The organism is Methylophaga pinxianii (assembly GCF_020447225.1).
In the GTDB taxonomy this organism is placed as follows: domain Bacteria; phylum Pseudomonadota; class Gammaproteobacteria; order Nitrosococcales; family Methylophagaceae; genus Methylophaga; species Methylophaga pinxianii.
Window position 1 is genome coordinate 40,591 of record NZ_JAJAEO010000187.1, and the last position, 21,413, is coordinate 62,003.

The 21,413-nt window shown below is 44.8% G+C and carries 19 protein-coding genes; 13 read left to right on the forward strand and 6 right to left on the reverse strand.

Annotated features, from left to right (window positions below):
- Positions 1 to 28 precede the first annotated feature (28 nt).
- Positions 29 to 784 (forward strand): DUF4197 domain-containing protein, encoded by a 756-nt coding sequence (locus LGT40_RS14350; protein WP_226071167.1) that lies wholly within the window; start codon positions 29 to 31, stop codon positions 782 to 784.
- 66 nt (positions 785 to 850) lie between these two features.
- Entirely contained in the window at positions 851 to 1,615 is a 765-nt protein-coding gene (locus LGT40_RS14355) for an Aq_1264-related membrane protein (RefSeq protein WP_226071169.1), read from the forward strand.
- 73 nt (positions 1,616 to 1,688) lie between these two features.
- Here the strand turns inward: LGT40_RS14355 and uup are convergent, their stop codons facing one another.
- From uup to ung, 3 genes are all read right to left on the reverse strand, one after another.
- Positions 1,689 to 3,581 (reverse strand): ATP-binding cassette ATPase Uup, encoded by a 1,893-nt coding sequence (gene uup, locus LGT40_RS14360; RefSeq protein WP_226071171.1) that lies wholly within the window; start codon positions 3,579 to 3,581, stop codon positions 1,689 to 1,691.
- A 3-nt stretch (positions 3,582 to 3,584) separates the two neighbouring features.
- Positions 3,585 to 5,480, reverse strand: coding sequence for an ATP-binding cassette domain-containing protein (locus LGT40_RS14365; protein ID WP_226071172.1), 1,896 nt, complete (start codon positions 5,478 to 5,480; stop codon positions 3,585 to 3,587).
- A 67-nt stretch (positions 5,481 to 5,547) separates the two neighbouring features.
- On the reverse strand, positions 5,548 to 6,234 hold the full coding sequence (gene ung / locus LGT40_RS14370; protein WP_226071173.1) for a uracil-DNA glycosylase: 687 nt from the start codon (positions 6,232 to 6,234) through the stop codon (positions 5,548 to 5,550).
- Positions 6,235 to 6,456: 222 nt separating this feature from the next.
- Between ung and LGT40_RS14375 the strand changes: the two genes are divergently transcribed.
- The 6 genes from LGT40_RS14375 (at position 6,457) to LGT40_RS14400 (ending at position 14,044) form a co-directional block, all read left to right on the forward strand.
- Positions 6,457 to 7,509 (forward strand): response regulator, encoded by a 1,053-nt coding sequence (locus LGT40_RS14375; protein ID WP_226071174.1) that lies wholly within the window; start codon positions 6,457 to 6,459, stop codon positions 7,507 to 7,509.
- Complete coding sequence (locus tag LGT40_RS14380) at positions 7,478 to 11,008, forward strand: transporter substrate-binding domain-containing protein (RefSeq protein WP_226071175.1); 3,531 nt, start codon at positions 7,478 to 7,480, stop codon at positions 11,006 to 11,008. The genes LGT40_RS14375 and LGT40_RS14380 overlap by 32 nt, the downstream gene beginning before the upstream one ends.
- 64 nt (positions 11,009 to 11,072) lie before the next feature.
- A complete protein-coding gene (msrB, locus tag LGT40_RS14385; RefSeq protein ID WP_226071176.1) occupies positions 11,073 to 11,468 on the forward strand; it encodes a peptide-methionine (R)-S-oxide reductase MsrB in 396 nt (131 codons plus the stop codon).
- The gene (locus LGT40_RS14390) at positions 11,455 to 11,724 is read left to right on the forward strand and encodes a GIY-YIG nuclease family protein (protein WP_226071177.1); all 270 of its coding nucleotides are present in this window, start codon (positions 11,455 to 11,457) and stop codon (positions 11,722 to 11,724) included. Before msrB ends, LGT40_RS14390 begins: the two co-directional genes overlap by 14 nt.
- 54 nt (positions 11,725 to 11,778) lie before the next feature.
- Positions 11,779 to 13,377: an ABC-F family ATPase gene (locus LGT40_RS14395; RefSeq protein WP_226071179.1), complete on the forward strand. Its 1,599-nt coding sequence runs from the start codon at positions 11,779 to 11,781 to the stop codon at positions 13,375 to 13,377.
- Positions 13,378 to 13,480: 103 nt separating this feature from the next.
- The gene (locus LGT40_RS14400; RefSeq protein ID WP_226071181.1) at positions 13,481 to 14,044 is read left to right on the forward strand and encodes a BPSL1445 family SYLF domain-containing lipoprotein; all 564 of its coding nucleotides are present in this window, start codon (positions 13,481 to 13,483) and stop codon (positions 14,042 to 14,044) included.
- A 12-nt stretch (positions 14,045 to 14,056) separates the two neighbouring features.
- Here the strand turns inward: LGT40_RS14400 and LGT40_RS14405 are convergent, their stop codons facing one another.
- Together LGT40_RS14405 and LGT40_RS14410 are read right to left on the reverse strand one after the other, a co-directional pair.
- The gene (locus tag LGT40_RS14405; RefSeq protein ID WP_226071182.1) at positions 14,057 to 14,266 is read right to left on the reverse strand and encodes a dodecin; all 210 of its coding nucleotides are present in this window, start codon (positions 14,264 to 14,266) and stop codon (positions 14,057 to 14,059) included.
- A gap of 12 nt (positions 14,267 to 14,278) precedes the next feature.
- Positions 14,279 to 15,097 (reverse strand): formate/nitrite transporter family protein, encoded by an 819-nt coding sequence (locus LGT40_RS14410; protein ID WP_226071183.1) that lies wholly within the window; start codon positions 15,095 to 15,097, stop codon positions 14,279 to 14,281.
- Between the two features lie 184 nt (positions 15,098 to 15,281).
- Between LGT40_RS14410 and LGT40_RS14415 the strand changes: the two genes are divergently transcribed.
- The 5 genes from LGT40_RS14415 (at position 15,282) to LGT40_RS14435 (ending at position 20,290) form a co-directional block, all read left to right on the forward strand.
- Entirely contained in the window at positions 15,282 to 17,090 is a 1,809-nt protein-coding gene (locus tag LGT40_RS14415) for a DEAD/DEAH box helicase (protein WP_226071184.1), read from the forward strand.
- 80 nt (positions 17,091 to 17,170) lie between these two features.
- On the forward strand, positions 17,171 to 18,400 hold the full coding sequence (locus LGT40_RS14420; protein WP_226071185.1) for a nucleoside recognition domain-containing protein: 1,230 nt from the start codon (positions 17,171 to 17,173) through the stop codon (positions 18,398 to 18,400).
- A 151-nt stretch (positions 18,401 to 18,551) separates the two neighbouring features.
- Complete coding sequence (locus tag LGT40_RS14425) at positions 18,552 to 19,193, forward strand: 2OG-Fe(II) oxygenase (RefSeq protein WP_226071186.1); 642 nt, start codon at positions 18,552 to 18,554, stop codon at positions 19,191 to 19,193.
- Positions 19,190 to 19,732, forward strand: a complete 543-nt coding sequence (def, locus tag LGT40_RS14430; RefSeq protein WP_226071188.1) for a peptide deformylase — start codon at positions 19,190 to 19,192, stop codon at positions 19,730 to 19,732. The genes LGT40_RS14425 and def overlap by 4 nt, the downstream gene beginning before the upstream one ends.
- Before the next feature lie 6 nt (positions 19,733 to 19,738).
- The gene (locus LGT40_RS14435; RefSeq protein ID WP_226071190.1) at positions 19,739 to 20,290 is read left to right on the forward strand and encodes a pyridoxamine 5'-phosphate oxidase family protein; all 552 of its coding nucleotides are present in this window, start codon (positions 19,739 to 19,741) and stop codon (positions 20,288 to 20,290) included.
- A gap of 64 nt (positions 20,291 to 20,354) precedes the next feature.
- On the opposite strand, the gene LGT40_RS14440 is transcribed toward LGT40_RS14435, so the two are convergent.
- Positions 20,355 to 21,407, reverse strand: a complete 1,053-nt coding sequence (locus LGT40_RS14440) for a DUF3549 family protein (RefSeq protein WP_226071192.1) — start codon at positions 21,405 to 21,407, stop codon at positions 20,355 to 20,357.
- Positions 21,408 to 21,413 lie beyond the last annotated feature (6 nt).

The window sequence follows — 21,413 nt, forward strand, 5'->3', positions numbered from 1 at the left end:
TCCCCTATCGTATGGAAGGAAATTCGTTATGATTTATCAAGCCAAATTTGGCCGCATTTTATTCACCTTCTTGTGTTTTGCAGTGTCGTTTCCGGTACATGCTGACTGGAAGCAATTTCTTAACGATTTTAGCAAAGCGGGAAGTTCAGCACTGGAGACTCAGCAAGGTACCGAGTTAAGCTCTGATACTATTGTTAATGGCTTAAAAGAGGCTCTGGAAGTTGGTACAAAGAAAGCGGTAGAAAAAGTCAGCCAGCAAGGTGGTTATCTGAATAATCCACAAATTCGGATTCCATTGCCCCCCCGGGTACAACAAGCTGCAGCTTTAATGCGTCAGTTAGGTTTAAATAAACTAGCTGATGATTTCGAACAAAGTATCAACAGTGCTGCGGAAAAAGCTGCGCCACAGGCTACATCGATTATGATTGACGCAATCAAAAGCATGAGCATTGATGATGCACGTCATATTTTGAATGGTAACAATGATGCCGCGACTCGCTTTTTTGAAGACAGGACACGTGACAAACTGGCCGTGCTATTTGAACCTATCATCAATACATCGCTGAATGAGGTTGGCGCTACCCGATACTATAATCAGCTGGATGATAAACTGAGTTCCGTTCCTGTTGTAGGTCAGGATTTAAACCTGGATCTGCAGGATTATGTAACAGGTCAAGCCCTGGATGGTTTATTTACCATGCTAGCGCAAGAAGAACAGAAGATCCGGGCGAATCCTACAGCAAGAACATCGGAAATATTGCAACAGGTTTTTGGCAGTAAATAGCGTATTTGGCTACTCACTAAGTGCGTGATGTAATAAAATAAACACAATAAAAATAAGGGAAGCAACATGGCAACAAATCACAACCTCAATCTCGCGAGTCAAGGCACCTCATTAAAAGCACTGTTTACCGGTTATTTGGTTGTGGTGGCGGTTGGTTACCTGATGGCGATCGTTCAAATTCAGCTGACGCATGGCTTGGCTGATGGTAAATATGGTCTGTCTGTAGATGATATTGTTTACAGTTATTACGGCAACAGAAGTAATTCATTGCTTGAAAATAAGCTGCATGGTTCGATGAAACCCATGGCAACCGATGAAGAACGTGCCAAAATTATCAGCTGGGTTCACGCCGGAGCGACTGAAGATTCTTATGAAAATGACGGCATCAGACAAATCTTTGATGCCAAATGTATTGTCTGCCACAACGCCGATGCGGGTGGTGCGATTCCGGACTATTCTGATTTTAAACAGATAAAAGAACGGGCTGTGGTCGATACCGGTGCCAGCATAGCGTCACTTGCTCGCGTCTCACATATCCACTTGTTTGGTATCGCTTTTATCTTTATGTTTGTCGGCTTGATTTTCAGTCTGGCAGCAGGTGTACCTAAAGCATTGAAAGTCACCGTCATTTCCATGCCATATATCTTTCTATTAGTCGATATTAGCGCTTGGTGGTTAACTAAACTGCATCCAAATTTTGCCTGGTTTGTCATCATTGCTGGCGGTGCAATGGCGTTATCATTTGCCTTTATGTGGGTAGTATCGATGTACGAAATGTGGATTCTGCCACGTATTCGTGAAGACAACCGTGATGCGTTGTTAGACGAGTAAACTCACGAAAAAAAGCCGCTGACTTAACTAACAAGTCAGCGGCTTTTTTGTATCTGGAAAATATAAACAGTGGCTAGGCGTTTTGCAAAGCTTCCAGTTTTTCCCATTTATCAAAAGCGCGTTCGAGTGATTGTTCATACTCAGCCAGCTGAGATTGAACCTGTTTAATCTTCGCGGCATCCTGCTGATAAAAATCCGCTTCCGCCATTGTTTTTGTTACTTCAGCAATTTGCTGCTCAAGCTTTTCGATTTCCAGCGGCAAAGCTTTTAAATCCAACTGTTGTTGATAAGTAAGTGTTGTCTTCTTCTTAGTGGCTTTCGCTGGCGAAACAGATTCCAGTTTGGTTGCTGGTTTTTCCTGCTTCACTGACTGTTGCCGTTGTGCCAGCCAGTCATCATAGCCTCCCACATACTCCCGCACTTGGTTATCTTCATCAAACACAATACAGCTGGTCACCACATTGTTTAGAAAGCTTCGATCATGACTGACCAGCAGCATCGTACCGGTGAAGCCGAGGAGTAAATCTTCCAGCAGCTCAAGGGTTTCCGCATCAAGATCATTGGTTGGTTCATCCAGTACCAGTAAATTCGCTGGCTGGGTGAACAATTTCGCCAGTAACAAACGATTACGTTCACCTCCAGACAATGCTTTTACCGGCGTTCTGGCACGATCCGGTGTGAACAGGAAATCTTGCAAATAGCCAATCACATGTTTCCGACTGCCATTAATTTCAACAAAGTCCCTTCCCTGCCCGACATTGTCTACAACACTGGCTTCTTCATCCAATTGACTGCGTAATTGATCAAAATATGCCACCTGCAGATTGGTTCCTAATCGTACAGTGCCAGATTGAGGTTCTGCCCGGCCCAGTAAAATGGAGAGTAAAGTACTTTTACCACAGCCGTTTGGACCAATAATACCAATGCGATCACCACGCTGGATCACTGATGAGAAATCTTTAAATAATTGTCGGCCATCAAATGCCTGACTAATATTCTCGACCTCAACCACCAGCTTGCCGCTCCGATCACCTTCCTGGATCTGCATCGAAACATTGCCTTGTACTTCTCGGCGTTGTCCCCGTTCACGTCGCAGTTTTTCCAATGCCCTTACCCGGCCCTCATTACGAGTGCGCCGCGCTTTAATGCCCTGGCGTATCCAGACTTCTTCCTGTGCCAGTTTTTTATCAAACTGTGCATTCTGCTCAGCTTCAGCTGCTAACATGGCTTCGCGTTTTTGCAAAAAGCTTTTGTAATCACCCGGGAAACTGACCAACTGACCACGATCCAGTTGCACTATACGGGTTGCCAGCGCCTGCAAAAAACTACGATCATGGGTAATAAACAGTAAGGTGCCACCGTAACTTTCCAGAAAACCTTCCAGCCAGGTGATTGAGCTGATATCAAGATGGTTGGTAGGTTCATCGAGTAACAAAATATCCGGTTGACGAACCAGGGCCTGAGCCAGTAAAACGCGGCGTTTCATCCCACCGGACAAACTGGAAAACTCAACATCCGCATTCAGGGATAATCGGGAAATGACGGTTTCAACCTGCTGTTCAAGACTCCAGCCATCTACTGCCTCGAGTTTGTGTTGGGCTTTTTCCAGCTTGTTAAGAATTTGTTCACTGCTGTCATGCTGTAACTGCTGAACAATATGGTGATATTCCACCAGCAATGGTCCAACATCACCCAGTCCGGCGGCAACAACATCAAACACACTGCCAGCAGTGCCCGCTGGCACTTCCTGCTCTAGCCGGGCAATTTTCAATTCTTGCAAACCCACCATCTCACCACTGTCTGGGGTGATCTCGCCGGCAATAACCTTCATCAAAGTAGATTTACCAGCACCATTGCGGCCTACCAGGCAAACCCGCTCACCTTTGTCGAGCTGAAAGTCGACTTTATCAAGTAAATTGGGGCCACCATAACTGACGGTCAGTTGTTTTAAAGACAATAATGCCACGGATTAAACCTCTGCAGTTTCTGCGTTTTCGAGTATTTCACTGGCCTCAAGCCAGTCCATTTCAGCCTGTTCCAGTGCAGATTTAGTTGCTGCTTGTTGTTGTAACAGGTTTTTTAACTTTTCTTTATTAGCTACTTCATACAATGTTGTATCTGCCAGTTGTGTTTCAATACTGGCCAATTCGGCATTCACCTTATCCAGCATCTGCTCGGCTTTTTTAACTTGATTACGCAGTGGTTGTAATTTTTGGCGTTGTTGCGCTGCCGCCTGACGATCCAGTTTTTTTGCGTTATGGGCCGCAGGGCTTTTATCAGTAGCAATATTTCCCGTATCACGCCCCAGCCGCAGTTGCCGGTAATCCTCTAGATCCCCCTCAAAAACATCGGCTTTACCATCGGCGACCAACCAAAGATCATCAGTGACATTACGCAGGAAATAGCGGTCATGCGAAACCACCACTAATGCACCTTCATATTCCTGTAATGCCATGGTAAGAGCCAAACGCATTTCTAAATCCAGGTGATTGGTTGGCTCATCCAGTAATAGCAGCGCCGGACGCTGATACACCAAGAGAGCAAGCACCAGCCGGGCTTTTTCACCACCTGAAAATGGCGCAACCGGTTCCAGAGCGGTATCACCATTAAAACCAAAACCACCCAGAAAATTACGGCAATCCTGTTCGGTCGCCATGGGATCCAGCCTCTGCAAGTGCTTCAATGCACTTTCATCAGGACGTAATTGTTCCAGTTGATGCTGGGCAAAGTAACCAATAACAATATCTTTGCCTTCTCGACGCTTGCCACTAAGTGGCCCAAGTTCTCCGGCGATTAACTTGATTAATGTCGATTTACCGGCGCCATTGGGTCCTAACAAACCAATACGATCACCTGGTGCAAGGTGGAGCTTAATATTATCGATTAACGGGGTTTGTTGATAGCCGACACTGGCTTTATCCAGCGCGAGAATTGGTGTGGTTAAACGCCGTGGCTCAAAAAAGCTGAAATGGAACGGTGAATCCACATGTGCCGGAGCAATCTTTTCCATGCGTTCCAGGGCTTTTATTCGACTTTGGGCCTGTTTGGCTTTGGTCGCTTTAGCTTTAAAGCGGTTTACAAAATCACGGATATGCGCGATTTCTGATTGCTGTTTCTGATAGGCAGCTTGTTGATTCGCCAAGTGTTCCGCACGCGCTAATTCAAAATCTGAATAATTACCGGTATACAATTTGATGCGCTGTTGTTCGATATGGGCGATATGCGTAACCACCCTATCCAGAAATTCCCGATCATGAGAGATGACTAACAGCGTTCCGGCATAACTGCGTAGCCATTCCTCCAGCCAGTAAACCGCTTCCAGATCCAGGTGATTAGTCGGTTCATCCAGCAGTAACAAATCACTGCGACACATTAATGCCTGGGCCAGATTAAGCCGCATGCGCCAACCACCAGAAAATATTTTGACGGCTTTTTCCTGTTGATCGGCACTGAAACCTAAACCATGCAGTAATTTTGCTGCACGACTGCGGCCGGTGTAACCGTCAATCAATCCTATTTTGTCATGCAATTGGGTTTGCAAATGACCATCGCCATTTTGCTCTGCTTCAGACAGCTGTACCAGTAAATGGCTAAGCTCTTCATCACCTTGCAGCACATAGTCAATGGCTGCAGTGTCCACCGCGGGTGTTTCCTGTGCAACATGAGCTATCACCCAGGTTTCAGGCAATGTCAGATCACCACTATCCGCATGGATTTCATTACGGATCATCGCAAACAGACTGGATTTACCGGTACCATTTGCACCGGTTAAACCAATACGTTGGCCAGGATGAATGACCAGGTTGGCCGCCTCAAACAGCAATCGCGGTCCGCGACGTAAAGAAAGTTGACTGAAATTTATCATGGCGCGAATTGTATCAAGCCTGCCGGTCGGCTGTATTGGAGAAATAGTTTAAGTGTTCGGTAAATCGCTAAACTGATTGAGGCAATTGCCAATCTATAGGCGTTTGGCCATGCTGTTGTAAATATTTGTTTGCCTGGCTGAAATGCTTGCAGCCGAGAAAACCGCGATGAGCTGACAAAGGTGACGGATGCGGTGCTTTTAATACCAGATGTCGATCATTATCAATCGCAGCACCTTTTTTTTGTGCGTAGCTGCCCCACAGCATAAAAACGACATGTTCACGTTGTTGATTCACCAGACTGATCACCTTATCTGTGAATTGCTCCCATCCTTTTCCCTGATGGGCATTGGCTTGACCATGTTCAACCGTTAACACTGCATTGAGCAATAAAACCCCTTGTTTCGCCCAGGACTCCAGATAGCCATGCTTGACCGGCGCAATACCAAGATCATTATTCAACTCTTTATAAATATTGATTAATGAGGGTGGGATAGACACACCCGGCTTCACTGAAAAACACAAACCATGTGCCTGTTCTGGTTGATGATAAGGGTCCTGACCAAGAATCACTACTTTGACTTGAGATAATGGTGTGGTTTCAAGCGCATGAAACCAGTTTGCTGAGTGTGGATAAATGACTTTTTGTTGGCTTTTTTGCTGTTGTAAAAATTGCTTTAACTGCTGCATATAAGGCTGTTCAAATTCCTTCCCAAGAACTGCCTGCCATTCTGGTGCTTTTTGTAAAGCCTTCATCACTTCCTCACTTTAAAATAATTGCCACTTAATTTTGACTTCCTCGGCCAATATTGCAACTCAATTATAAAGTTATCAGTCAGATTCGCACTGCTTGCAAACACGAGATACTGAAAAAGTAAGACGAATAGACAAGCTATAAAGTTACTGTTATTTTCAACAGATACCATTTGCAGTCATTGCAGGGAGTGCCGCAAAAGTATCTTTATACAAGGAATCGCGATGGATAGTAATAGCGCCAATGTTTTGATCGTCGATGATGTACCTGACAATATCCAGGTGGCGATGAATTTTTTAAAAGAAGAGCCCTACAATCTTTCCTTTGCAACCCGGGGACAGGAAGCTCTGGCATTAATGCGAACACATGACTACGACTTGATTCTGCTTGATATCATGATGCCGGATATGGATGGTTATGAGGTTTGTCGTCGAATTAAGGCAGAACCACGCTTTCAGGATATTCCGATTATCTTCGTAACCGCCAAAGTTGACGTTGATTCGATTAGTCAGGGTTTCCAGGCTGGCGCCGTTGACTATCTCTGTAAACCCTTCCATGCAGAAGAGCTCCTGGCTAGAGTGAATACTCACCTGACCCTCTATCGAGCTAAAAAGCTTTTACAACAACACAACCTTTCGTTACAACAAAAGTACGAGCAAAACCAACAACGTCTGCTAACAGAGCTCGAGCAGAATCAGTTGGAAATGATTTATGTACTAACCGAGCTGATGGAGTCTACCTCGGATGAAACCGGTAAACATATTCGCCGAGTAGCAGAATGCTGTAGATTGCTGGCTCTCTACCATGAAAGTCTGACGGATGAAGATGCCGATATCTTATTCCATGCAGCGCCCATGCATGATATTGGCAAAATTACCATTCCCCATTCCATCTTACATAAACCGGGCAAGCTGACTGAAGATGAGTTTGCCATCATGAAAACGCATACCACTCGGGCTTATCAACTGCTTAATAATTCCAAACGCAAATACACCAAAGCTGCGGCCATCATTGCTCATCAACACCATGAAAAATGGGATGGTTCGGGCTATCCCCAAGGATTGAAAGCGCAGGATATACATATCTACGGCCGAATCGTCGGTTTAATTGATGTATTTGATGCCTTGATGCACAAACGTGTCTATAAAGATGCCTGGACATTAGAAGCCACGATTGACTACATCAAAAAACATAGTAGTAGCCAATTTGATCCCTACCTGGTCAATCTACTACTGGAACATTTGGATGAATTTGTTGCCATTTCCGATCAAAACTGACTGGCTGTTATTTTTTGTTCTACTGATGCTCAGCTGTCGACTGTCGGCACTGACATTTACCCCAGAAGAACAGGCATGGATGGCTGAAAACCCGGAGATTCTGCTAGGAGCAGATTTTAGTTGGGCACCTTACGATTTTATTAATGAAGAAGGTGAACATGATGGTATTGCAACCGATGTATTAAAGCTCATCAGTGCAAAAAGCGGCCTTAAAATTACCGTTGAACCGGATGTCTGGGCCAATACCATGGAAAAAATGCGTACGGGTAAACTCATGGGATTGAGTTGTGCCGCGGCGACTCAGCAACGACAGGATTTCTTATTATTTTCCAAACCATACGTAAGCCTTTCCTTAGGTATCATTGTTCAGCAACACCGTGACGATATCCAATCCATGGAGGATTTGTTAGGCCTCACGGTCGCGGTCAATAAAGATTCTTATCTGCATAACTGGCTGAAAATAAATTATCCCGATTTGGATCTGCTTCTGACCGATTCCAATGATGACTCACTGGAAGCCGTTTCGTTTTCCAAAGCTGACGCCTATATTGGCAATATTGCTGTTGCAACCAATGTCATTAAACAGCGTTATTTGTCCAATCTGAGAGTGGTTGCCAAAGTGCCCAATTTCACTACAGACACCTCCGTCGCTATTGATAAACGTTATCCTCTGTTACATAGCATTATTGAAAAATCACTCTCTGCTATTACAGCAGCTGAAAAGCAGCAAATCATGGATAAATGGTATGCCGTGGTCAGTGACAGCTCGGCATTTGAAGTCTTGCCATTTGAACAGAGCCGACTGAATTTAACTGAAAGCGAACAGCAATGGATAAACAATAATCCTGTCGTGCGAATTGGCGTCGATCCTTACTGGCCGCCTTTTGATTTTATTGACAAAAATGGAATTCACAGCGGCATCAGTGCTGACTATTTGCAGCTTATCAGCGAGCAAACCGGCCTGCAGTTTAAGCTTGAACCCTTACAGGATTGGCAGTCGGTCATTGAAGCGGCTCAAAATAATGATATTGAACTGATTGCCGCCCTGTCACGAAATACCTTTCGTGAAACATTTCTGGATCTATCTATTCCCTATCTTGATTATCCTCTGGCCATCGCTACCACTAAATTCGGCCACCTGACCAGCCTGGACGAGTTTAGTAATAAACCTGTCGGCGTGGTTAAAGGCTATTTTGCCGAATCGATATTACTGGCCTACTATCCGGAAGTTGATATTGTCTATGTTCCAACAGTTCGTGATGGCTTGGCCATGCTGGCGGCAGAAGAAATCGATGCCTACTTTGATATTATTGCCACTATCACTTACAACGCCAGTCAATCGGGTTTAACCCATCTGAATACCAGCATTGTTCGGGAATATTCCTCGGCATTACATATGGGGATTGTTGATGAGTACCCTGAACTCTTATCTATCATCAATAAAGCCCTGACAGCCATCACAGAGGAGGAAAAACGGACCATTGATCAACGCTGGATGTCTGTAAAAACTATTCAACGCACTAACTACACCCTGCTGGCTCAGGTGGCAGGTGTGTTACTGCTTATCCTGCTTGCCAGTGCTTACTGGAATCGACGATTACGCATTGAAGTTAATAAACGTCTGGCCTCTGAACAAAAACTTCGGGATAGTGAAGCGCAGTTATTACATTTGATTAATGTCATGCCAATGAGCTTGATGGTAACTTCTGCTGCCGATGGTAGCATTTTGCTGGCCAATGAACATTGTTACAAAGAGCTGGGTTTTTCAGCTAAGCAGCAAGAATCGCTGAAAGTGCAGGATTTCTATGCAGATATCAGTCAACGTAAGCATATATTAGAAAAACTGGCTGCTGAAGGTGAAGTCAATGGCGAGTTGGTTAAAATCAAGACCCAACATGGCTGCATAATTCAGGGTCTGTTTTCGATAATCTCCATTCAATATTTAGGGAAACCAGCTTTTCTCGGTTTTTACCTGAATATGGATGATCGCATCGCTTTAGAAGATTCGCTCAAGGAGGCCAAAACCCATGCAGAGGCGGCAAATCTCGCCAAATCTCAATTCCTCGCTAATATGAGTCACGAAATCCGCACTCCGATGAATGCCATTATGGGATTTACTGAATTACTGGATGAACAAATCACCGAACCCAGGCTTAAATCCTTTATTAAAACGATCCGTGGTGCTGGAAACACCTTACTGCTGTTGATTAACGACATTCTCGATTTATCAAAAATTGAAGCCGGAAAACTGGTCCTCAACAAAACAGCAACCGATCCTCATCAATTATTCGATGAAATTGCCAATATGTTTATTCTGCAAATCCGTAATAAAGATTTGGCATTTCATTTAGATATCGATCCAAACTTGCCTCATGGCTTATTGCTGGATGCCACCAGACTTCGGCAAGTGTTGTTTAACCTTATCAGTAATGCCGTTAAATTTACTGATACCGGCCATGTTCGTATTCATGTGCATGCCGATAATGTTGATGACCATTTGAGTAAATTGGATTTACATATCCTTGTTGAAGACACAGGTATCGGAATTGCGGAATCTGAAATTGAACACATTTTTGAAATCTTCGCCCAGCAATCTGGACAAGATGTTCGTAAATATGGCGGAACGGGACTCGGCTTATCCATCACTCGTCGCCTGGTAGAAATGATGGGCGGCAAAATACAATTGCAAAGCAAAAACGGTGGGGGTTCAGTATTCAGTATTGATTTGCCCGGCGTTGATATAGCTGCTATTGCCAGTGACAAGCTTCGGCAACAAGCCCTGGCCTTCGATGCCAGTCATATCCGTTTTGAAGCGGCACATATGTTAATCGTTGATGATGTCGATCATAACCGTGAGCTTATTCGGCAGCATTTTATTAATAGTAATATCCAGACCAGCGAAGCTGACAATGGTCAGTTAGCAGTCGAGTTTGTTAAAAACCATCCGGTAGATCTGGTCTTGATGGATATTCGAATGCCGGTCATGGATGGTTATGAAGCTGCTCAGCGAATCAAAATGCTAAAACCCGACTTACCGGTGGTCGCATTGACGGCATCGGTGATGAAGGACGCTTACGAGCAGGATAAATTGCAACATTTTGATGCCTATCTGCGTAAGCCTGTACTGAGGAATGAGTTATTTCATGCCTTAAGTGTATTTTTACCTTATCAGACTGTTGATGTTCCGGTGAACACAACACCCCAGCAAGACTGGTCAAAATTGGATAAACAGCAATTACTCTCGATTTTTAATCACTTCCAGACAGAGATGGATGAAGCTTGGCACAAAGCTATTCAGAGTAATAGCATGACCGATATTAAACGGTTTGCTCATGAAATCGCCAAACTGGCCACGCAGTATCAGGTGGAGACACTGGATCGATATGCCAGCCAATTGCTGGAACGTATCGATGCCTTTGATATAGAAGGCATGCAGATATTATTAAAACAATTTCCTTCGATGGTGAGTGCCGTCCAACAAGCCATCCGAACAGATTAACCCGGGGTGTGATTTGTTCTTTACTTTTTATACAATGCCCACACATTGTAATTGAGATGAACAGATGAACTCCGAGTTAAAAACGGATGCACATTGGCGTCAACAACTTAATGAAGAGCAATATCGTGTCACCCGGCAGGCTGGGACAGAACCGCCTTTTTCCGGCGAATATGTCGATCATGACGAACATGGCCATTATCACTGTGTCTGTTGTGGTCAAGCCTTATTTGCTTCTGATGCCAAATTTGATGCTGGTTGCGGTTGGCCAAGTTTTTATTCTCAGCTGGAACATGGCGTCGTAACGCATCATCCTGATTACAGCCATAACATGGACCGTACTGAAGTTCGCTGTCAGCAATGTGAAGCACATTTAGGCCATGTTTTTGATGATGGCCCCGCTCCCACCGGACTTCGCTATTGTATTAATTCGGTGGCACTCGATTTTCATGATAAAGACTGAGTGGACGCTGTATATCATCCAGGCCGCAAATGGCCATCTATATACTGGCATTACAACTAATCTGCAAAGACGCTTAAAACAACATCAGAACCATAATGGCGGCGCTCGCTTTTTTCGCACCAGCGAGGCCCAGAAAGTGGTCTATCAGGAACAACACCCGGATCGCAGCAGCGCCAGTCGTCGTGAAGCCGCAATCAAAAAACTCAGCAGACGCCATAAACTGATCCTTATCGGTAACGCATCAGACCATGTATAATGGGGCGTTTTTTCAGCACGTCTGAATTTCTCCTTTAGATACAGGATTTTAACTTTGTTAAGCACTGCTAACATCACCATGCAATTCGGGGCCAAGCCCTTATTCGAGAATGTCTCAGTAAAATTTGGCGGAGGCAATCGTTATGGCCTGATTGGCGCAAATGGTTGTGGTAAATCGACTTTCATGAAAATTCTGGCCGGCGTGCAAGAACCCACCTCGGGTAATGTGAGTTATGACCCGAATGAATCCTATGCCGTATTAAAGCAAGATCAGTTTGCTTATGAAGATCAGCGTGTTATTGATGTGGTGATCATGGGGCAACCGGAATTATGGGAAGTCCATCGTGAACGGGACCGCATTTATAATCTGCCGGAAATGAGTGAAGAAGATGGCCTGAAAGTCGCTGAACTTGAAGGTCAATATGCTGAGATGGATGGTTATACAGCGGAATCCCGTGCGGGTGAGTTGTTATTAGGGGTGGGCATTCCGGTCGAACAGCATTATGGGCCAATGAGCGAAATTGCTCCCGGCTGGAAACTGCGTATCCTGCTGGCTCAGGTACTGTTTGCTGATCCCGATATCATGTTGCTTGATGAACCGACCAACCATCTGGATATCAATACCATTCGCTGGCTGGAAGATGTCTTGAGCCAGCGTAACAGTACCATGATCATTATTTCGCATGATCGTCACTTTTTAAATCGTATCTGTACACATATGGCGGATATGGATTATGGCGAGTTACGGATTTATCCAGGTAATTATGATGAGTACATGATTGCCTCGACTCAGGCACGCGAGCGTCTACAGTCTGATAACGCCAAGAAAAAAGCGCAAATAAAAGAGCTGCAGGAATTCGTTTCACGCTTTTCTGCCAATGCTTCCAAAGCAAAACAAGCAACTTCCCGGCAAAAGCAAATGGAAAAGATTCAGCTGGATGACATCAAACCTTCCAGCCGAGTGAATCCATTTATCCGCTTTAATCAGGAAAAGAAACTGTTTCGTAATGCATTGGAAGTCAGCAAGCTGACACAGGGTTACGATAACGAAAAACCGTTGTTTGAAAATTTCAGCTTTATGGCGGAGGTCGGTGAAAAAATTGCTGTTATCGGTCCTAATGGTATTGGTAAAACGACCTTTGTAAAAACCCTCGTCGGTGAACTGGCCCCTATATCCGGTAATGTAAAATGGTCGGAAAATGCCAATATTGGTTATTACGCTCAAGACCATGACCATTTGTTTAAAAACAATATGACCTTGTTTGAGTGGATGTCACAATGGGGTAGTCCTGAAGATGACGAGCAGGTTATTCGTGGCACCTTAGGTCGTCTGCTGTTCTCAGGTCATATGATCGATAAAAAGGTTAATGTGTTATCCGGTGGCGAAAAAGGCCGCATGTTGTTCGGCAAACTCATCCTGCAAAAACCTAATATTCTGGTTATGGATGAACCGACCAACCATATGGATATGGAATCCATCGAATCGCTTAATCTGGCGCTGGAAAATTATGAAGGCACGTTGATTTTTGTTTCTCATGATCGCGAATTTGTCTCCTCATTGGCAACCCGCGTTTTTGATATGGAAAATGAAGGGATAACAGACTTTACCGGCACCTATGATGAATATCTGAAAAGCCTCGGTATTCATAATTAAATTCAATTATCACCAATGCGCTTTTAAGCGCATTGGTCCACTTCCCTCCCCCCGATTAGCATGCTATGTTGAAGCCCCAATAATATCGTTGAGGATTCACAGTATGCTAAACCTTCACTCGATTAAATGGCCGGTACTGTTGGCCTCATTGTTTGCTCTCCTATCATTTACTGTCGCTTCATCTTCCTATGCCGCTTCTGCTTCAGAGATTGACATCAAAGTCGATGAGGCTTTGAAGCGCTTCCAAAAAGAGGTTTCAGGTGGTGATCGTTTTCTTGAAAAAGCTGCTGGCGTGTTGGTTTTCCCCGATATCATCAAAGCCGGTTTTGGTATTGGTGGTGAATATGGTGAAGGTGCCTTACGTATCGGCGGCACTACTGTGGATTATTACAACACTGCCGGTGCCTCGATCGGCTTTCAATTGGGAGCCCAGCAAAAAACGGTCATTCTGGTATTTATGAATGATCAGGCTTTGAAACAGTTCCGAGACAGTGAAGGCTGGAAAGCCGGTGTCGATGGCTCGGTAGCCGTCGTTGAGTGGGGTGTAGGCGAAGACATCAACACTGTTGATATACAGGATCCCATTGTTGGGTTTGTATTCAGTAACAAAGGCTTAATGTATAACCTGACGCTCGAAGGCGCCAAGTTTACCAAGCTCAACAAATAAATTGCTGGTTATTTAACCTTCAATACGGAAACCTAATTTAATGGTAACTTGCCAGTAACGGACCCCGCCGTTTTCGATATAGCCGCGGGTATCCGTTACTTCAAACCAATGCAGGTTCTTAACGGTTTCTGCTGCTTTTGCAATAGCGTTTTCAATCGCTTTGTCTGAGCTTTCAGCCGAGCTGCCAGTAATTTCAATATGTTTATAAACATGTTCAGTCATAATGTTTCCTTATTATTTACGTAAATAGATAAACCAGTAAAACAGTCCTACAAAAACACTGCCGCCCAGCATATTGCCCAATGTCACCGGGATCAAGTTGTGCCAGAAAAAACCACCCATCGTTAACTGCTCTGAAATGATGGGCGAAATTTCTGCTTGTGATTGTGCCAGTAACCCAGCCGGAATAAAAAACATATTCGCAACAGAATGTTCAAATCCCAGAGCGACAAAGGCTGTAATAGGAAAAATAACGGCCAGCACTTTATCTGTGACACTGCGCCCCGCCATACACAACCAGACAGCAAGACACACCAGAATATTGCACAATACGCCGCGGGTGAACGCCTCTATCCAGCTCAGGTTCACTTTACTGTCTGCTATCGCCACCACTTTTTGTCCAAGAGCCCCATCACCCTGCCACCATAAGCCACTTAAATACATCAATAGCAAAATTCCCAAAGCGCCAACGAAGTTACCAAGATAAACCACAAGCCAGTTATGAATCAGTTGCCTGAAGCTGATTAATCCATCAATGCACGCCATCACCAATAAATTATTACCGGTAAATAATTCTGCTCCGGCAACCACCACCAGAATCAACCCCAGGCAAAATGCCAGGCCACCAATTAATCGCATCAAACCTGCTGGCATATCGCCAACGTCGTATGTCACCTGGGTAAAAAAAGCCGCGCCCAGCGCAATAAATGCACCAGCCAATAAAGAGAGAGCAAAGACTTTTAATGGATCAACAGTACATTTACTCTGACTTATTTTTCCAAGTCGACGGGCGATTTCGGCTGGGGTATAAGCATCAACTGAAAAAGGATCCATACAATTTTCTCATGATAAAAAAACCGGTTTGCTGATAATCACATAGATAGAAAATAAGCACCATGCTTATCGAAATAAATGAATGATTTTGCTATCTTTTCACTGGATGGACACGTATAATTGCACGCTCGCAAATGTCACTTTTACAGCTTTGTTTCCAAAGCTGCCCATCACAGGTTATTCAATGTCCACACCAGAAAACGATACAACTCCCTCATTCGCTGAGTTAGGGTTAGCCGCTCCAATTTTACAAGCTATACAACAAGCCGGTTATGAAACACCTTCGCCAATCCAGGCGCAAAGTATCCCGCCTTTACTGGCTGGTAGAGATCTACTTGGCCAAGCCCAAACAGGTACCGGTAAAACGGCTGCTTTTGCCTTACCGTTATTAAGCCGTTTGGATCTGAAAAATAAAGCCACCCAAATGCTGGTGTTAGCACCAACACGTGAACTGGCCATTCAGGTATCTGAAGCGATCCAAAGTTACGCTCGTCAACTTAAAGATTTCCATATCCTGCCGATTTATGGCGGCCAAAGTATGGGCATCCAGTTACGTTCATTACAACGTAAACCGCAAGTCGTCGTGGGTACTCCAGGCCGTATTCTGGATCACATTCGTCGTGGCACATTGAAGCTGGATAAACTGGAAGCATTAGTGCTTGATGAAGCTGATGAAATGCTGCGTATGGGCTTTATCGATGATGTCGAAACCATCCTTAAAGAAACCCCGGAATCGCGTCAGGTGGCATTATTTTCTGCCACCATGCCTGGCCCTATTCATCGCGTCGCGCAGAAATATCTCAAAGATCCGGTTGATGTTCGTATTCAATCCAAAACGTCGACGGTTACCACCATTAATCAGCGATACTGGCAAGTAACCGGTATGCACAAACTGGATGCGTTAACCCGTATTCTGGAAGTGGAAGACTTTGATGGCATGATCATCTTTGTGCGTACTAAAAATGCCACCGTCGAGCTGGCTGAAAAACTGGAAGCACGTGGTTACTCTGCTTCTGCCATTAATGGTGATATGAATCAGGCACTGCGTGAGAAAACCATTGAACGGATGAAAAAAGGCAGTATCGATATTCTGATTGCCACCGATGTGGCAGCTCGTGGTCTGGATATTGAACGCATGAGTCATGTCGTGAATTACGATATTCCTTACGATACCGAATCTTATGTACATCGTATCGGCCGTACCGGTCGTGCGGGCCGCAAAGGTGAAGCCATTCTGTTTGTTTCTCCTCGCGAAACACGCATGTTGAGCGCCATCGAAAAAGCAACACGTCAGGTCATTACCAAAATGCAATTACCGAGCAGCGAAGATATTGCTGATCGTCGGGTTCTGCAGTTTATGGAACAACTCAGTGAAACTATTGAGTCACAGGAACTGGCGTATTTCGAAACACTGATTAGCCAATATCAACAAGAACATAATGCTGATCCGATTGAAATTGCGGCAGCATTGGCCTTTTTAGTACAAAAAGACCGTCCATTGAAACCGGTTAAACACGTAACTGAACGCCCGGCACGTGAAGATCGTGAACGCGGACCTCGCCAGGAACGAGGTGAGCGTCCAGCTCGTGGCAGCCGTGATGATCGCCCGCCAAGAGAAAAACGGGCTCCTCGTCCACATCCTAATGAGCCGGATATGGATACTTACCGTGTCGAAGTAGGTCGTGCAGATAAAATCGAACCCCGAAATCTGGTTGGGGCGATTGCCAATGAATCCGGCATTGAAAGTCAGTTTATTGGCCGTATTACCATTAATGATGATCATAGTCTGATTGATCTGCCACAAGGCATGCCAAAAGATATGTTCCAGCAATTACGCAAAGTTTGGGTGAATAACAAACAGCTGAACATGAGCCTGGCAACCGATGAGGCGGTCGCAGAAAGTGCTGCAGCCCGTCCATCACGGCGTAATTTCAGCAAAGATCGTAAAGATGAGGCAAAAAACAAGCCGGCCAAGAAATTCAAGAAAAGCTAAACACACAGGTTTTTCAGAATTTAAAAAGTCACTGCTAGATTAGCAGTGACTTTTTTTTTGAGCATGACACAATAGCATCCATGCTCAATATCATCTGGATAGCCTTTTTTCTGATCGCTTTTGCGGTAGCTTTGTTTAAGCTGCTGATATTAGGTGACGGTGATATATTCAACCAGATAATGCAGGCCTTATTTGCACTTTCCAAAACCGCTTTTGAAATTGCCATTGGTTTAACCGGAATACTTGCCCTGTGGCTGGGAATTATGAAAATTGGCGAGCGCAGTGGCTTTGTTGAGCTGTTGACTCGAGGACTTTCACCACTTTTCATTCGATTGATGCCCGAGGTACCTAAGAATCATCCGGCGCTGGGCGCCATGGTGATGAACATTTCCGCCAATGCACTTGGACTGGATAATGCGGCAACACCACTGGGCATTAAAGCAATGCAGGAACTGCAAAAGCTCAACCCGCTTAAAGATACTGCCAGTAATGCCCAGATTCTGTTTCTGGTGATTAACACTTCCGCTGTTACCTTATTCCCGGTCACCATTTTCACCTATCGAGCTCAAATGGGCGCCGCTAATCCGACGGATGTGTTCATTCCCCTGCTTATTGCTACCTACTTTTCAACCTTAATCGGTTTAATCACTGTTGCTGCCGTACAGAAAATTAATTTACTGGATAAGGTCGTTTTATTGTATCTCGGCGGTTTCAGTGCTTTTGTATTTGGTTTGTTGGCCTACTTTTCCAGTCTGGAGCAATCACAAATGTTGGCTCAGTCGGCCATTATCAGTAATGTGGTGATCTTTTCGCTGGTCATTGCTTTTATCGTGGCGGCAGCCTGGCAACGGATCAATGCCTATGAAGCTTTTATAGAAGGAGCAAAAGAAGGCTTTTCCACCGCTGTTATGATTATTCCTTATCTGGTTGCCATGTTAGTTGCGATTGGCGTTTTTCGTGCCAGTGGAGCACTGGAATTATTTGCTGAAGGCATTCGAGCTCTTGTCAACTTCATGGGGCTGGATGATAGATTTGTTGATGCATTGCCCACAGCTTTAATGAAACCATTCAGCGGCAGTGGTGCTAGAGCCATGATGATTGATACCATGGAGGTTCATGGTGCAGACTCGTTTGCTGGACGGCTTGCTTCAATCGTTCAGGGCAGTACTGAAACCACATTTTATGTTCTGGCTGTTTATTTTGGCGCCGTGGGGATTCAGAAAATCCGCCATGCCGTGGCATGTGGTCTGGCGGCTGATGTTGCGGGTATTAGCGCAGCAATTTTGGTCGCTTACTGGTTTTTTGGCTGAAAAACAAGTCACCATCGGTCCCGTTATTAAACCACCAAAAATAATCCTTCAAAATAAGTAAATTTCTGCTACATTCTATCGCCCGTTCAAGGGCTTAGCCTAGTTATTACACAATAACCAAGTGATGTCATTGTTATGGGGAATTACTTTTTTGAACGCTCAGTCTGTTGTTGATTATGCTGTATTCGATCTGATCGCTGACGCGTTGACCACTCACGGTTACTGCATCCTGCCACAGTTATTGCCTCCAGCACTTAGCCATGATCTCTATCGCCGGGTAGCTCGCCTGGAGGAACATAATGACTTAAGTCAGGCTGGAATAGGTCGTGAACAACAACATCAGCTCAATGAGAAAATCCGCAATGATGAAACACGATGGCTGGATCCGACAAACCGGATTGATCAAGCTTATCTTGCACATATGGCCGACTTTCGACTGGCGATGAATCAACGCTTGTTTCTCGGCTTATTTGATTACGAAGCACATTACGCCCATTATCCCACCGGAGCATTCTATAAGCGCCATGTCGATGCCTTTAAAGGTCAGTCCAATCGAATACTGACAACAGTGATGTATTTAAACCCGTTCTGGCAAACTCGTGACGGAGGCCAACTGCAGATCTATGACATCAATAATGATAACCTGATAACTTCTGTCGAACCCGAGATGGGAACCTTTGTGGTTTTTTTGAGTGAACAGTTTCCGCATGAGGTTTTACCAGCCAAACGGGATCGATACAGTATTGCAGGTTGGTTTCGCGTTCAGGATCCGCTACAGGCACCATTGATATGAACACAGATTTCGACATTCTGGAATTAGGTCAGGCCGATTTACGTCGTATTGCCCAACCGGTTCCGGATATTAGTGATATAGCATTTCAACAAACCATTGATGCGTTGATCACGTTTGTAAAGCAACGTGGCGGAATGGGTATTGCCGCGACTCAGGTCGGCATTAACCAGCGCTTTTTTATTATGTCGAGTCATCCAAATGAACGTTATCCGTATGCTCCGGAAATGCCGGCAACCTGTGTCATTAATCCAGAAATCATCTCGCATTCTCAAGAGCAAATCAAAGATTGGGAAGGCTGTTTGAGTGTGCCGGGTCTGCGGGCATTGGTTCCACGCTACCAACAGATAGAAGTGCGTTACTGGTTACGTGATGGTACATTGGTGGAAACTGAATACCATGATTTCATGGCCAGATTATTTCAGCATGAACTGGACCATCTGGATGGAAAAGTCTTTGTTGACCGCGTGGAGTCGACTCTGGATATGATGACCGAATCCAGCTGGCGCGTTATGCTGTCTGACAAAAAATCAGGGCGGTAATAATTTATGGCGCAGCAATTCATGGCCTTATCAGATCGCTTGATTGAATTTATTCTAAAACAACATTTATTCTTTGTAGCGACGGCAACAGCAGACAGCCGGATAAACATTTCACCCAAAGGAATGGATTCGTTAAAAGTATTAAATCCTAACCGTGTTATCTGGCTGAACGTGACCGGCAGTGGCAATGAGACTGCTGCGCATATTGAAGAAAATCCCAGAATGACGCTGATGTTTTGTGCGTTTGATGGAAAGCCATTAATTTTAAGGCTCTATGGTCAAGCTCGTGCAGTGCATCGCAAGGATGCCGAATGGCAAAGTTTATATGCTCAGTTTGATTCACTACCGGGTGCCAGGCAGATTTTTATTCTGGATATTGATCTGGTGCAAACCTCGTGCGGTATGGCTGTTCCCTGTTTTGAGTTTGTCGGTGACCGAGAGTTATTGAATAATTGGGCTGAGCGCAAAGGGGATACTGGCATCAAAGAGTATTGGCGGGAAAAAAATCAGTTCAGTCTGGATGGCATTGAAACCGATATTGTTAAAAAGAATATCTGATACCTGGCCCGATTCATCATTCATTAATCTGATACTGAGAATAAAATAAACTCATCTCGGTAAGCTACTGACCGAACATTTCACCCACCGCTTTTGTCAGTGTTTCGGAACGCTTCGGATTACGCAATGCCTGCATGACAGGCTCACGCATACCTGGAATAAACAGCACGTCAGCCAGCAGTTGGCTGAAACCAGGCTGTCCTGCATCATTATGGGCAAGTTGCTCAAGATATAATTCACTAATGGAAGGTTTTGTTAATGCCAACCAGACCCGACCAGAAATGATAGCCAGCACTTCAATTTCACGGCTACAACGATGTTTTAATACCTGCATCACCATCCGTTCAACTAAACCCCGAGCTGGACTATTGGAGGCCCCGCGCAAACAAGAAATGATTTTGGCTGTATCCGGTTGTTTTTCCTGCAACTCGATATCCACCTGCTGGGCCAATATTTCGACCACGCCGGCTGCCGGTGAGCCATGCTCCAACAATACACAGAGATTATGAAAGGGTTCGTTGGGCAGTTTAGAAAAAGTTTGAATCAGGCCTAATGTACCTTCATCTGAATCTAATCGAACAGCAAAGTCGGCGAGCCCTTGCATCGCCAATCCTGGCCATTTATCCAAGGAAATGTCACCCGTAAAATACTTATAGGCCGAATCATAATATTTTGATGGTGGTAACTTTAATGCGTAAGTGGCATGCGCGTTAAATGCGGCCATACGGTCCTGACGTGGTTTAAAGGTATAGGGACTGTCTTTCAAGACGCCTTGAATTTTTTCACCATCTGCAGCAGCCAACATGGCTTCGCCCAGTCTTTCCAGCAGCATCATTAAAAACGCATCCCGCGCATCCGGTATCAATATTCCCTGCTCATCCAATGGGAACTGCAAAAACCAGACATATTGTTGTTGCGCAGCCTCAGGATGCCAGAAAATGATCCCTATTTGAGCCTGGCGCTTAAAAGGGTAAGGATACGGACCCTGACAATTATCAAAACTGACAAACTGATCTGGCGTTAATTTACAAACCCGACGGCCCATATCAAACACCCGATACTGCGCGCCACTTTGCCGCAGAAACTTACTCAGCGTATTGATTTGTCCAATATCCATAGCTTG